This window comes from Pseudobdellovibrionaceae bacterium (assembly GCA_023898385.1).
GTDB lineage: Bacteria > Bdellovibrionota > Bdellovibrionia > Bdellovibrionales > UBA1609.
In genome coordinates, this window is sequence record CP060220.1 from 2,845,292 (window position 1) to 2,858,105 (window position 12,814).

Consider the following 12,814-nt stretch of genomic DNA (forward strand, 5'->3'; position numbering starts at 1 on the left):
CATTAGGGTTCCCAGATTGTCCAGGCTTGAAGTTGCGCCCACCCGTCTTTTTGCCTTTAGCCATCCTATTTGCCTCATAGTCGCTGTTTTTTCGCTGTTATTGCCCATTATCTCTTTCTTGCCTTGCGCTATGCAAGGGTGGGCGATATAGGCCATATGAACCTCATGGAACAAATAGAAGAACAAATTCGTGATATTTTAGAGACCTATTTCGCAGTGATCCATTGGAGGGGCAAGCATGGTGGGCAAGACGGGGCTCCGATAGCGATTGGTCTCAATGACATCCTTTTCGAGCGGGGTCTTTTGGTAGATACCTTTCTCAACATTTACGACAAATACGACAATTACGACAAAACTATGGATGTGAATATGTGGAGTGCTAGCGGTTGGGACAGATGGCTGCAGATGCTTGCCCCCACGGCTGGGTGGTTGAGTGATGGGAAGCTCTTGGTTGATGATAGTAGCGGTGGGTATCGGCAGGAAGTTGGATGCTATATAAACAAAGCTAAAGATTTTTTTCAATTCAATGAAACTGACTGGGATAAAATTGACTACCTTTCAAAGGGAATGCCCTCAGAGGATCAAGTAAGACTGTGGAATATGGCTAACGGGGGTATTCACTCACTCAGTATAGCCTTGAATTGTTTGGTTAGTATCGAAGACCTGGATAGTCAGCTTAGATACCATCCATTGTATAAAGCTTATCCACGTATAGCGCTGTTGAAAGCACCTGATAACTGGGCAATTTTTTCGATGTCTAGATTATTGCAGTCAAAACAGCGAAAGTCGCCAACTGACAGATCACGTCGCACAAATTGGCAAATGATACTTGGTATTCTTAGGGCGATTGATCTGGGCAGGAAGTTTCTCGGTGGGCTTAGCTGCGAAGGCTTGGAAGACAAAGACATTGCGAAGCGCCTTAGTGAAAGAACTCGTAAGTGGGAAGCTCAGTGCCAAAGAGAAAATTTGGCCCCCTAATATCTACAATATGCGAGTCTAATTAGTTACTTACAGAGTACTCCAGCAAAGACACTCAGGAACCTGGCTTTAGGGTTGCGACGATAGCTCTTAGGGTCTCTCAAAACAAAAGGAGATTCTATGAGTACAAAAGACACCAAAATCTATCGTCTAAAAGACGTCGTCCATTTAACCGGCCTCAGTCGGTCCACTATTCTTCGGCTTGAGAACAGTGGCAAGTTTCCTCGTCGAATTATGTTAACGGAGCGGGCGATTGGGTGGCGAATTGCCGACGTTCACGGCTGGCTGGATCAGAGGATTGTAGGGACAGGGGGGGTAAAATGAAAATTCGAGAAGAAGCCCTGTATGGTTTATTCGGAGATATAGTAAAAGCAGTCGATCCACATACGGAGTCCTCACCCCTTGCTGTGTTGGTTCAATTGGTCGTTATTGTCGGTAATGTCGTAGGGCGTTCAGCTTACTATCGAGTCGAAGCAACTAAGCATTTCGCTAATACATCGATTGTTTTGGTGGGGCCAACTGCTACGGGGCGTAAAGGCACTTCCTTCGGCTACGTTCGCGCAATGGCTGAAAAGACAGACCAAATATACGTGAAAAATAGAATTGTGAGTGGCCTATCTAGTGGTGAGGGGGTGATAGCTTTTGTGCAAGACGCTGGGGAGAGTCAAACTGATTGCAATCGTAGTGCTCCCCCGGTAATTCAAAGCGGCATCAGAGATAAACGAATGCTAGTAATGGATGCCGAATTTGCTAACACACTCAAAGTGATGAATCGGTCAGGCAATACACTATCGACCATATTGCGAAATGCCTGGGATGGCACTTGTATTGAAGCGCGTACCAAAAAGGAAAGCATTAGGTGTCAAGAGCCTCATATTTCAATAATAGGTAACATTACTGAAGAGGAACTTGGAAGTCTTTTGACTTCGGCAGAGATCAACAATGGCTTCGGAAACAGAATCTTATTCTTCAGGGTAGACAGATCAAAGTCCCTTCCTCACGGCGGTAAGTTTTTAAGCTCTCCAAAGTTTCAATCACTTGTTGAGAGGCTGGAAGCAGCTGTTCGTTTTGGAAAAGCGACCGGTGAAGTAACAATGGCTGAATCAGCAAAACAGTTTTGGGAAAGTATTTACGAAGGTGTTTCTGCGGCGACTCCAGGCATTGTTGGGGCGCTAAGTGCTCGGGCAGCCCCACATATTATCCGCATTGCAATGATATATGCGTTGGTTGACCAAAGGACACAGATAGAGCGGGAGCATTTGGCTGCGGCATACGGCCTTTGGCTACATAGCTATGAGAGTCTATTTGAAATATTTGGCAAAGCTCTTGGCAACAGGGTGGCAGATGATTTGCTGCCAGAGCTTCGCGAACGTCAAGACGGCATGACTAGAACAGAGATACGCGACTTCTTTAAAAAGAACAAGTCTCAAAATGAAATTGAAATAGGGTTGAAGCTCTTGCGTGAACATGGCTTAGCAGAATTTGTTCTGATTCCATCCGGCGGCAGACCACTGGAGCGATGGTTCGCCACTAAGAATAAAGCCGGCAAGTACGACCAAGGAGACTTAAACGATGAAATATCAGAGCGTGATCATGAGCCAGTATTATACTCCTGACGAACTCGCGGCGTTGATAAAGGTTCCAAAATCCACCATATACTACTGGGTATGTCGTGGAAAAATCCCGTATATCAAATTTGAGAAACACCTGCGCTTCTATTTGCCTGAAATTATTCAGCATTTTAGGGCCAAACACGCCTCTGAAGCAGGTTGCATAGATTGGGAGAAGTATATAGATATGGACCCACGCTCTTTGACAACCAAGGTGGATGAGTCAGCTGGTCTCCAAGACTAAGGAGAACAGTATGGCAATAGTAAAGCGAAAAACTAAAAGAGGCACTGCCTTTCAGGTGAAGGTGAAAGGTGTGGATGGCCGGTGGATTACTGAAACTCACTACGATGCCAAACTCGCAAAAAAGCGTGAGCTTGAGTTGTCAGAAATGAAGGAAGCAGGTCTGCCGGTTAAATCCATATCGAACAGCCTGACGCTGTCTCAATATTTTGGTGCGTGGCATGAGCATACCAAGGATGGTAATACCTCAGCTGGGTGGCGGAACTCGCAGATACAAATGTTCAACTCGTACATTCATGAATCTGTTGGCACGATCAAGCTAAGGCAATTTGGGCCTGCACACGTTCAGAAGGTTCTAAATGGCGCGAAGAGATTGGGGCGTTCTCCCCAAACTTGCTTACATTTATATAACCTCATGCACAAAATGTTTGAGGACGCAGTCGAGTTGTTTGAGATTATGCAACGAAACCCTGTCCTTAAGACGCTTAAACCACGAGTACCCACTAAAGAAAGCAAATACCTAAATCCCGATGAGGCGAGGGCACTGCTTGGTTTCGTGAGGGGTAAAGCGTACGGAGTTGCGATTTGGCTTCAGGTACTTGTGGGGATGAGAATTGGTGAGGTGCAGGCATTGAAATGGGAAAATGTAGACTTTAAAGGTGGGCGAATCTATATCCGGTCGACCTATTTGCGTAAAGAAGGACGATTTCAAGATTATCCAAAAGGGAAAAGGTGGCACACAGTTGTGATGCCACCAGACCTTGTTTCATATTTGCGTATTGAGAAGGTAAAAAGTGTTGGCGAATTTGTAGCGACTTCACCAAGTACTGACTTTCTTTCTTATCACTCTTTCTACGATGGCTTAAGGAAATATTGTAGGTTGTTGGGGCTACCTAGTATCGGTACTCACGCATTAAGACACTCAGCTTCTGAGCTGTATATGCAGAGTGGTGCAAGTCGAGATGATCTGCGAATTTTGTTTAATCATAGCTCTTCGGCTGTCACAGATCGATATGTACATGATAAGGGTGAACGACTAAAGTCTGTGGCAAAATTAGTCCGTGTTACAGGCCATTAGTTCTAGTGTGTGTTGCCAAAGGTTAGTGGCACAACTACTCTTAGAGGGTGCTACCAAAATCAAACAGTACAAAATATCAGACAACTGCGACGGACCCATTTCAATCAAGATGGTATGATTTCCCGGGCGGCTTGGTATTTTTATGTTGGTTAGTTTACACAGCCAATTTGTATCTAGAGCACACAAATGGTGTACACGCTATTTATTCATTTCTGTCTGGAGTATTGGTAATTCTTTGGGGCAGGCGTCTATCTACAACTCGGGAAATGCATCAGTTCTACGGCTGGGACGCAATAGGGCCTCGCAAAGACCAGAGTTCACAAGAACGATATGAAAGGCAAATTAAGCTGAGAAAAGTTTTACCCCGGATGTTGTTGTTGGCTACTTTTGCTCTTGGCCCGTCAGTAGTGCTTACAGTTCGAGAGCTTTCTCCAGACTGGGTCGATGGCTTAATTGAGGATGGTACCCTAATTTTTGTCATTGGTGGTACAGTTGGTTTTGTTGGCGGGCACTTGAGCGCTCTATTCTTAACCGGTGACCTAGCACATGAAGAAGTCCTCCAAATCAAGGAATGGGAAAAAGAGGAAAGTGAAACATGGTCGCAACGCTGACGCTAAGTCTGCACATGAAGTTTTCCCAAAAAGTTTCCCGATTTTGGTGTCACCAATAGCGAACGATGGACTGTAGTCAGATTTTTCTGGTGAGCAGCACATAGATTTGAATTGGCGGAGAGGGAGAGATTCGAACTCTCGAGACCGGTTAAGGCCTACACGCGTTCCAGGCGTGCGGTTTCAACCACTCACCCACCTCTCCGCAACATGGAACTTTAATGATTGCAGGAACTTAGCAGCCATCTAATGCGGTGTCCAGGTGATTTAACAGCCCGAATTTCAAGAACAGTGAAATTTTAGTGAAACTCACCGAATTACAATCACTTAATAACGCGTAAAAATCCTTTAACTGGTGCGTTGAATTCATCCCCTGGCCCCTCCACTGTGGCCGCAATCTTACTCAGGCGCTTGTCTGTGCGGTGAATATAGCGTCGGGTGAAGTCCACACTGCTATGATTAAGAAGCCGCCTAATGTCCTCTGCGCTCGCACCCATTTCGATGTAAAGTTCGGTACATGAGTGACGCAGCTCGTGGGCTGTAACCACCGGAATGCCGATCTGCTTGCAAGTCTTCGTTAGAAACTTCAAAAACCTGTCGTAATTTAGATGATCCGATTTTTGGCCCCGTACAACAAAGCCCGATGCAGGTCGTTTTCGCGCCACCTCCATCAGGTAATCTCGCAGTTGGGGTGGCATCGGTGCCTTTCCGTGATCTCTTTGTTTGGGCCGATCTTGAAATTCCTTCGTCTTGCGGTTGTAGGTCCCTTTGATCCAAATCTGACAGTTATCAAAATCCAAATCACAGATCTGTAGTGCTTGAATTTCACCGATCCGAAGACCAGAGAGCAGGCTAATCCATGGATCTAAAAGAAAATAGTTTGATTGAAAAGATAGAATGCCAAACGCCTAATTCAAAAAAGATAACTGAAGGTGAGCTTATCTCAGTCCTGGGAGACTTGGTTGCAGTCCTTGTTCCACCTTCTGACATATAGGCCTCTGTCGATAGATTATCTACTTTCTTGATTCTAACTGTTCGTTAATTATCTTTTGTGTTAATAAAAGGAGTTGGTCTTCAGCCTCTCCTTTTGCTTTGGAAATACGCCAATGAAAACAAGTTGTTATAAGGGATTAAATGGGTGGTATGCTTAACCTACGGAGGTTATTTATGACACAGAAAAGTAAACTCGATCAGGCCAGAGAAAAATACAAAAATATGCTTAAGAAAAAGCCGTCCGAGGAGCAGAAAAAGATCATTGAAGAGTCCACGTTTGAGTATGATAAAAATCAGCCTAAAGAGCGACCAACTGACCAGGTGGCACGCCCGAAGGAGATTAATCCTTAATGTCCGATATCCGTCCATTTTCATCCTTAGAAGCGCATCTAGAGCAATCAACAGAACCTCAACGTTGTGTTGTAGACACACAGCTTTTAATTGCCTCCCTATATGATCCCAGCGCTTTTTATGAAGATGTAGTTGAGCTTACAGCAATCTTAGGTCGATATGGCGTTAAGGTTTATTCCAACGTGAACATCAGGGCAGAATTTTTGGATATACAACGGCGTATATTTCTAACAGAACATCTGATGGATCTGTTGGAAGATCAAAATGTAAAATTGAGCCGAAGTGCCCGTAGCTTTTTGCAATCAAATATTAAGGCCTGGTTGAACCGTCAGGACGAGGGGCAAAAGATTTTATCAGATAGAAAACTCAAAGAATCTCGCGATGTATTTCCTTTAGTGCCCCACTCTGGACACATCGGATGGGTTCAGTTTTGTGAGTACGCTCTAGCCAACCTAGAAGAATCCTGGGGCTTATTGGAAGAGACCTATAGTTTAGAATACATCAGCTTACGAGAAGAGGACAAAAGCCCTTTGGTTGCGGGTGAAGTCACATGGGGTAATATGATCCAGATAAGCAAAAAGGTGGGCATAAGCACACACGATGCTATGATACTAAATTTGTTTTTTAATTGTGAGGTGGAGTTTCTAATCTCAGCCGATGCTGACGTTTGCTTTGGTGGTTTAGTGTCAAGAAGTACAAAACCTATTTTTGCCCCCGATGGCTTGTATAAAAGGAATTTTAAGCGCTACGAAAATAAAAAATTTCTACGCCAGTTCTGATATCAGTAGAAAAAACCAGTGAAACTTTTGGTGAAAACAATCCATCAAAATTTAGCAAAAAATAGTAAAAAAGAGAAAAAGGGTCAGCTGGTTCAACACTCTAGAATAATTAATAAATAGTTAGAATTACTGATTGGTAGAATTTGCCGTCATCGGTGTTCCAGGCGTGCGGTTTCAACCACTCACCCACCTCTCCGCGAGGTCACGTTAAAACCTAACATCGCTAACACTGGTTGAATTTGGTGTAAAGCGTAAATACAAAGTCACCGGCGGGCCTAGAATCATCATTGCAAGGATTGATAGTCAACGTGGACACCGCCTAACGCTAAGTGTTGGTGGCGCCTTTTGTTGGCGTCCCTACAGTAGAATATGTTACCACCTTACCTCCAAAATATTTTGCCTAGAGGGGGTGCTGATGGGCGTTCGATACATTTTGGCTGGATGGCTAGTTGTCGTTGTTGGGTTGACCGGTTCGTTAGCTCGGGCTGAGGGCATTGATTTTTCTCGTTTAATCGATGGCTCTAAAGAGCCCAGCCTTTCAGAGATCTATCATACTTTTTTAGAGTTTCGCCGAACTTTAAATTATCAGCAGCTTTCAAATGAGCAAAAAACCTATCTACAAAAATTAGAGTCGTCCTTTAAGGCCGTAGATGTGCCCGCCACTTTGGAGCTCACCTGGACGGCGGGCCCCAACTGGAAAGATGCATTTGAAAGTAACCTGAGCGAAAAACTGGGTGCCGACGGCCTTGAAAAGATTGCCGCCAACACGCCTTCAGAAATTGAAAACGTATATTCCTATTGTGGGTTTGCGGACCCCGAAATGTTTTCTAGCGAAGATGTTAGTGAAGAAGTCAAAAAGATGGTGGCAGTGACTACCAAGCCAGATCAATATTCATTGCGCTGGAATGCTGTAAAAGAAAAAGCCTCTGGCGAAGTTTTGGCCTTCGCAGTGTTTTTAGCCGTTCCCACTGAGGGTTATGATCTTGAAAAGAACAAACGCACAGAATGTTTATTCCCCAGGCATGTTTGGGGTGCCCAAAATGATGCAGTACACTCGCGCGGGTTTAGGCTAATTCCCACATCGGGGCTTAGTCGCGGCTTGATGCAGTAGAAGCCCTCTTTTTTCTAAAAAAATCAGAAAGCCGGGCACCACACTCTTCCTCGAGCAAGCCGCCCTCAGCGGGCACCTGGTGGTTCAGTCGAGGGTCCGAGAGGACCTCATAAAGGGACTTTACCGCCCCACCTTTTGGGTCATGGGCCCCAAAAACCAGTCGTCCCAGCCGAGCTTGTTGCATGGCTCCTGCGCACATGAGGCACGGTTCAAGCGTCACATAAAGCGTGCAATCAGAAAGCCGCCAGCGCCCCAAGGCCTTAGAGGCTTCAGACATCGCCATGACCTCGGCGTGGCCAAGTGCGGTTTTTGAACCTTCACGGTGGTTGAGACCGCGCCCCACGACCTGTCCCTCAAAGACCACGATAGCGCCAACGGGGACCTCATCTTGAGCGGCAGCCTGATCAGCAAGGGCCAGCGCCTGCTTCATATAGTCGATGTCTTCCTGTAAAAATCCCATATTATTGCGCCGCAAAAAGCTAGCGGGGACGCCTCCATTGTGGGGCCTTTGAAGGCCAGATTAGGCCATAGCCATAAGGGAATCTTTCAATTTGTCAAGAGCGTCATGATCTGCTATCCCACAGGCTCCCTAAAACGGAAACTTTCGAGTTTCCCAAAATTCATGTGTAGAGAAGGGCAGGTGAGGTCAATTGGCACTAGTCAGAATTCGAGAAAACGAATCATTTGAACAGGCATTTCGTCGTTTCAAGAAGTCGTGCGAAAAAGCGGGCATTTTGTCTGATATTAAAAAACGAGAACACTTTGAAAAGCCTAGCGTTCGTCGAAAGAAAAAATCCATCGCTGCTCGTAAGCGCATGGCGAAAAAAATGAAAAAGCAGCAACGAGGCCGATAACCAAGGTTTTACACTTCATGAGTTTAAAAGACCAAATCATGGCTGACGTAAAGTCAGCCATGAAAGAAAAAGATCAAGAGCGTTTAAATTGTCTTCGGTTTTTACAGGCCGCTGTAAAAAACAGAGAAATTGAAGTGCGCCCCAACGCGATCAGTGACGATGACGTTTTAGGGGTCATTAAGAAGCAAGTGAAGCAACGCCAAGACTCCATTGAACAATACTCCAAAGCTGGGCGTGAAGATTTAGAGGCAAAAGAAAAATTCGAACTGTCCGTACTTGAGGGCTATTTGCCTCAACAAATGAGCCGCGAACAGCTAGAAGGGGTCGTCACAGAAGTCATCGCTGCATTGGGCGCTGATTCAGTGAAACAAATGGGGGCTGTTATGAAAGAAGTTATAGCAAAAACTAAAGGTGCTGCTGACAACCGCGTGGTCAGTGAAGTCGTCAAAGAAAAGCTTCAGTCCTAAGCTAGCTGCTTTTCCAATATGAGATTCGAACAAGACTTTATCGAAAAGGTGAGAGAGGCTAATAATATCGTAGATATTATTGGAGAATTCACTCAGCTAAAACGTGTTGGCCATCGGCTGACAGGACTTTGTCCTTTTCCAGATCACAACGAAAAAACACCGAGCTTTTCGGTGTCTGAAGACAAGCAGTTGTATTATTGCTTTGGCTGTAAAAAGGCTGGCAACATTTATACCTTTTTGCAGGGCATACGCGGATTTACATTTCCCGAAGCAGTGGAGTACTTGGCCCATCGATCGGGCATAGAAATACCAAAGCCCAAAGACCTGCCGCCCACAGCAAAGGCGCAAACCAAGGTCACACACGATGCTAAAAAGATCATGTGGAAGCTCAACCGCTTTGCGGCGGTTTTTTATCACAAGAAGTTAAAATCACTTTCGGCAGATCATCCCGTGCGGGCTTACGTCAAACAGCGGGGCTTGAGTGAGGATATTGTCGATTTATTTCATTTAGGTTATGCGCCCGATGGTTGGAGTGAGCTGGCTGATTATCTTGAGCAACAAAAGGCGCCAGTGACTGTGGCAGAGCAACTGGGTCTTGTGCGGCAGCGGACAAAGGGTAAGAACGGACACTATGACCTTTTTCGCAATCGACTGATGTTTCCCATTCAGTCGCCCATGGGCGAGTTCATAGCGTTTGGTGGCCGGGCTCTCGGCGATGATAATCCAAAATACCTTAATAGTCCTGAGTCAGAAGTTTTTAACAAAAGCCACGTGTTTTATGGTCTAAATGAAACAGCAAAATTCATTCGCACAGAAGATCTGGCGGTGGTGGTCGAGGGCTATATGGATCTTTTGGCGCTGTTTAGTACAGGTATCAAAAATGTAGTGGCCCCATTGGGAACTGCTTTTACAAGTGGCCACGCAAAGCTCATAAAGAGATACACAAAAAATGTTTTGGTTTTCTTTGATGGTGATCAGGCGGGACAAGAGGCGGCACACCGGGCACTGCCGATACTTTTGGCTGAAGGGTTAATTCCAAGAACATTGGTGCTATCTGATAAACAAGATCCCGATGACTATGTAAAACAGGTCGGTGCAGATGCCCTGGGGCAGGAAATCAAAGCCGCACCAGAGTTATTTAATGTGGTCTTAGAGCATATCCTTGAGAACTATCGAGGGGCTTCTGGTGATAAAGTGGCTGTACTGGATCAGATTGGTCCCATTATTCAAGTCATTCCCGATCGGCGGCTGCGAGATCTCTATGTGACTGAGGTGGCCAGTCGATTGACAGTGGCCCCAGAATGGGTTGCGAGGAGTATTTTTTCTAGTGCTCCGACCCCTCGACCCGCATCCACTGAAAAGGTAGGAGTAACCCAAAAAGCAGCTCAGGGCGTCAAAAATGATGAGGCCCTGATTCCCCTTTCTGGAGCGCCGAAGGCCGAAGTTTTTCTCGTGAACATCGCTTTAAAGGATGAAGAGCGATTAAAAGAGCTTTTGGCCTCTGATCTTGCAGATCAGTTCAGTAGCCAGGGTCTTAAACAAGTTGTTGGCCGAATACGTGAAGCTTATGGACAAATGCCAAGTGACTTTGCTAAGTTATCGCCTTGCTTAGTGAATTTCGTAGATTCACCGGGGGTCATAAGCCAGTATTTAGCGGAGCCACTCGCCTCAATGGAGGCTGAGGGCTTAAAAAAGGTTTTCGCCGACTGCAGTCGACAGGTGCGAGAACGTTATTTGCGCTTTAAATCGCGGGAATTGTCGGCGCGGTTAAAAGCGTCCAATCCATCGGAGCAAATGGAGCGGTTGGAACAGATTATGAATATTCATCGAGATAGAAGAACACTTCAAAAAGATTAGGGTCCTTGAAAAAGGTTTGTGGAGCAAAATAAATGGCAAAAGAACCAGGTAAAAATAACCAGCGTGAGGAAGTTGTAGAGCTTACGGTTGAGCAACAAAAATCCTTAATAGCTGAGGAAATTCAAAGAATTACCAAGATGGCCAAAGAGCAACGGGGGATCTCAATTGAAGAGATCAACGACCAGTTGCCAGCAGAAATAGTGGACCCTGGCGTCCTTGATTTCTTCATGCAGAGTCTTGAGGTCAATGGTGTAGTAATTACAGAGGTGTCAGAAAATAATCGCCCCCAAGAAGACGATGACAACGAATTTCTGGCCGACCCCGAGAAAGCCTTTGAGGGCGATCAAGACGAAGACGAGCAGGAAGAAGCCACAGACAGCCGCAGTAACGACCCTGTGCGCCTTTATCTTCGAAAGATGGGAAGCGTTTCGCTGTTAACCCGCGAGGGAGAGGTTGAAATTGCTCAGCGTATTGAACGAGGGGAGCGTGAAATTGTTCGCGCCATTTTGATGTCACCCATCGGTACACGAGAAATTATCGAACTTGGCCGTCGTCTTGATGAAGGTCGACTAAAGGTGAAAGCGATTTTTCGCGGTCTTGAAGATGAAGAGACCCAGTACGAAGAGCAAGAGTACATCGAAAAAATTCATGAATTGATTGGTCATGTGCAAGCTTATGAGAAAAAAGCCCGCAAGCAGTTCACTGTAATTCGCGATAATTCTCGTGAATCTGAAAAAACAATCAAAGCCGAAGAGCTATTAACGAAGTTAAATAGAGAGTTAATGGTAAACTTTGAAACCATTAACTTTAATCGAAAGACAATTGATCGTATTGTTATCAAGTTTAAAAATCTCGTATCCCGCATGACGGTGCTAAGAAAACGGATTCGCGAAGGTGTTAAATTCACATTCACAAACGACGTAAATGAACTGGCTAATTGGTATAAGCAGATTGAAAACAGTGATAAAGAAGCGCAAAAGATGACTCAGAAAACAGGGTTGTCTTATTCAAAGTTCAGAGGTTATGCCACGGAAGCCATTGATGCGCAAAAACGTCTTGATCGTTTAGCTGCTGAAACTGAAATGACCTTTGAGTGGATTCGTGACACGAATACGCTCATTTGGCGTGGTGAGCGCGAGGCCGACAAGGCAAAATCAGAGCTAGTTGAAGCAAACCTGCGGCTTGTTGTGTCTATTGCGAAAAAATACGCAAACCGTGGTTTACAGTTCTTGGATTTGATTCAAGAGGGCAACATCGGTCTTATGAAAGCCGTTGATAAGTTTGAATATCGTCGGGGTTACAAATTCTCCACTTACGCCACCTGGTGGATTCGTCAGGCCATCACACGCGCTATTGCAGACCAAGCGCGAACCATTCGTGTGCCTGTGCATATGATTGAAACCATCAACAAGCTTGTTCGTACTTCGCGGTTGCTTGTTCAGGAATTGGGTCGGGAGCCCACGCCTGAAGAAATCACCGAGAAAATGGATATGCCGGTAGAAAAAGTGCGAAAGGTTCTGAAAATTGCTAAAGAACCCATAAGTCTTGAAACCCCTGTGGGTGAGGAAGACTCTCACTTGGGCGATTTTATTGAAGACAAAAATGTTATTAATCCAGCTGAGGCCATCGTAAACCTCAACCTAGCAGAGCAGACGCGTAAGGTACTTGCCACGTTGACTGCTCGTGAAGAAAAGGTATTACGGATGCGTTTCGGTATCGGTGAAGAAAGTGACCATACCCTAGAGGAAGTGGGTCAAGACTTTAACGTTACTCGTGAGCGGATTCGACAGATTGAGGCAAAAGCGCTTCGCAAGCTTCGGCATCCGAGTCGGTCGGGTAAGTTAAAGGCCTTTATCGAAGGTGGCGAATAATTTAGTTTTTATTAGT

General features: G+C 45.4%; 15 protein-coding genes and 1 tRNA gene. 13 read left to right on the plus strand and 3 right to left on the minus strand.

What is annotated here, in order from left to right; all coding sequences use genetic code 11:
* Positions 1-156: 156 nt before the first annotated feature.
* From H6626_13070 to H6626_13095, 6 genes are all read left to right on the plus strand, one after another.
* Complete coding sequence (locus tag H6626_13070; GenBank protein ID USN47106.1) at positions 157-978, plus strand: hypothetical protein; 822 nt, start codon at positions 157-159, stop codon at positions 976-978.
* A gap of 120 nt (positions 979-1,098) precedes the next feature.
* Entirely contained in the window at positions 1,099-1,302 is a 204-nt protein-coding gene (locus H6626_13075) for an AlpA family phage regulatory protein (GenBank protein USN47107.1), read from the plus strand.
* Positions 1,299-2,594: a DUF3987 domain-containing protein gene (locus H6626_13080; protein USN47108.1), complete on the plus strand. Its 1,296-nt coding sequence runs from the start codon at positions 1,299-1,301 to the stop codon at positions 2,592-2,594. The genes H6626_13075 and H6626_13080 overlap by 4 nt, the downstream gene beginning before the upstream one ends.
* A complete protein-coding gene (locus H6626_13085; GenBank protein ID USN47109.1) occupies positions 2,551-2,832 on the plus strand; it encodes a helix-turn-helix domain-containing protein in 282 nt (93 codons plus the stop codon). The genes H6626_13080 and H6626_13085 overlap by 44 nt, the downstream gene beginning before the upstream one ends.
* A gap of 10 nt (positions 2,833-2,842) precedes the next feature.
* Positions 2,843-3,907 carry a tyrosine-type recombinase/integrase gene (locus H6626_13090; protein USN47110.1) on the plus strand — a complete coding sequence of 355 codons (1,065 nt, stop codon included), beginning with the start codon at positions 2,843-2,845 and terminating at the stop codon, positions 3,905-3,907.
* Between the two features lie 377 nt (positions 3,908-4,284).
* Entirely contained in the window at positions 4,285-4,518 is a 234-nt protein-coding gene (locus H6626_13095; protein USN47111.1) for a hypothetical protein, read from the plus strand.
* A 112-nt stretch (positions 4,519-4,630) separates the two neighbouring features.
* On the opposite strand, the gene H6626_13100 is transcribed toward H6626_13095, so the two are convergent.
* Together H6626_13100 and H6626_13105 are read right to left on the minus strand one after the other, a co-directional pair.
* Positions 4,631-4,720: transfer RNA gene (locus H6626_13100), tRNA-Ser, on the minus strand.
* 118 nt (positions 4,721-4,838) lie between these two features.
* A complete protein-coding gene (locus tag H6626_13105) occupies positions 4,839-5,414 on the minus strand; it encodes a site-specific integrase (protein USN49039.1) in 576 nt (191 codons plus the stop codon).
* Positions 5,415-5,682: 268 nt separating this feature from the next.
* Between H6626_13105 and H6626_13110 the strand changes: the two genes are divergently transcribed.
* The 3 genes from H6626_13110 to H6626_13120 all read left to right on the plus strand — a co-directional run bounded on the left by H6626_13110 (position 5,683) and on the right by H6626_13120 (position 7,749).
* Positions 5,683-5,859, plus strand: coding sequence for a hypothetical protein (locus H6626_13110; GenBank protein ID USN47112.1), 177 nt, complete (start codon positions 5,683-5,685; stop codon positions 5,857-5,859).
* The gene (locus H6626_13115; protein USN47113.1) at positions 5,859-6,638 is read left to right on the plus strand and encodes a hypothetical protein; all 780 of its coding nucleotides are present in this window, start codon (positions 5,859-5,861) and stop codon (positions 6,636-6,638) included. Before H6626_13110 ends, H6626_13115 begins: the two co-directional genes overlap by 1 nt.
* Before the next feature lie 415 nt (positions 6,639-7,053).
* Positions 7,054-7,749, plus strand: coding sequence for a hypothetical protein (locus H6626_13120; GenBank protein ID USN47114.1), 696 nt, complete (start codon positions 7,054-7,056; stop codon positions 7,747-7,749).
* Here the strand turns inward: H6626_13120 and H6626_13125 are convergent.
* Positions 7,727-8,224 (minus strand): nucleoside deaminase, encoded by a 498-nt coding sequence (locus H6626_13125; GenBank protein USN47115.1) that lies wholly within the window; start codon positions 8,222-8,224, stop codon positions 7,727-7,729. The two genes, H6626_13120 and H6626_13125, sit on opposite strands and share 23 nt — an antisense overlap.
* Positions 8,225-8,399: 175 nt before the next feature.
* Here H6626_13125 and H6626_13130 point away from each other — a divergent pair, with 175 nt between their 5' ends.
* Genes H6626_13130 through rpoD form a run of 4 tightly spaced genes read left to right on the plus strand, consistent with a single transcriptional unit; the run spans position 8,400 to position 12,798 of the window.
* A complete protein-coding gene (locus H6626_13130) occupies positions 8,400-8,603 on the plus strand; it encodes a 30S ribosomal protein S21 (protein USN47116.1) in 204 nt (67 codons plus the stop codon).
* A 17-nt stretch (positions 8,604-8,620) separates the two neighbouring features.
* Positions 8,621-9,070 carry a GatB/YqeY domain-containing protein gene (locus H6626_13135; protein ID USN47117.1) on the plus strand — a complete coding sequence of 150 codons (450 nt, stop codon included), beginning with the start codon at positions 8,621-8,623 and terminating at the stop codon, positions 9,068-9,070.
* 18 nt (positions 9,071-9,088) lie between these two features.
* On the plus strand, positions 9,089-10,927 hold the full coding sequence (locus tag H6626_13140; protein ID USN47118.1) for a DNA primase: 1,839 nt from the start codon (positions 9,089-9,091) through the stop codon (positions 10,925-10,927).
* A gap of 32 nt (positions 10,928-10,959) precedes the next feature.
* Positions 10,960-12,798, plus strand: a complete 1,839-nt coding sequence (gene rpoD, locus H6626_13145; GenBank protein USN47119.1) for an RNA polymerase sigma factor RpoD — start codon at positions 10,960-10,962, stop codon at positions 12,796-12,798.
* Positions 12,799-12,814: the final 16 nt, after the last annotated feature.

Excerpts from the sequence above, each read along its gene's own strand:
- H6626_13090 (USN47110.1), top strand. The coding sequence starts at position 2,843 with ATGGCAATAGTAAAGCGAAAAACTAAAAGAGGCACTGCCTTTCAGGTG.
- H6626_13120 (USN47114.1), top strand. The coding sequence starts at position 7,054 with ATGGGCGTTCGATACATTTTGGCTGGATGGCTAGTTGTCGTTGTTGGG.
- H6626_13135 (USN47117.1), top strand. The coding sequence starts at position 8,621 with ATGAGTTTAAAAGACCAAATCATGGCTGACGTAAAGTCAGCCATGAAA.
- H6626_13115 (USN47113.1), top strand. The coding sequence starts at position 5,859 with ATGTCCGATATCCGTCCATTTTCATCCTTAGAAGCGCATCTAGAGCAA.
- rpoD (USN47119.1), top strand. The coding sequence starts at position 10,960 with ATGGCAAAAGAACCAGGTAAAAATAACCAGCGTGAGGAAGTTGTAGAG.
- H6626_13080 (USN47108.1), top strand. The coding sequence starts at position 1,299 with ATGAAAATTCGAGAAGAAGCCCTGTATGGTTTATTCGGAGATATAGTA.
- H6626_13075 (USN47107.1), top strand. The coding sequence starts at position 1,099 with ATGAGTACAAAAGACACCAAAATCTATCGTCTAAAAGACGTCGTCCAT.
- H6626_13140 (USN47118.1), top strand. The coding sequence starts at position 9,089 with ATGAGATTCGAACAAGACTTTATCGAAAAGGTGAGAGAGGCTAATAAT.
- H6626_13085 (USN47109.1), top strand. The coding sequence starts at position 2,551 with ATGAAATATCAGAGCGTGATCATGAGCCAGTATTATACTCCTGACGAA.
- H6626_13110 (USN47112.1), top strand. The coding sequence starts at position 5,683 with ATGACACAGAAAAGTAAACTCGATCAGGCCAGAGAAAAATACAAAAAT.
- H6626_13070 (USN47106.1), top strand. The coding sequence starts at position 157 with ATGAACCTCATGGAACAAATAGAAGAACAAATTCGTGATATTTTAGAG.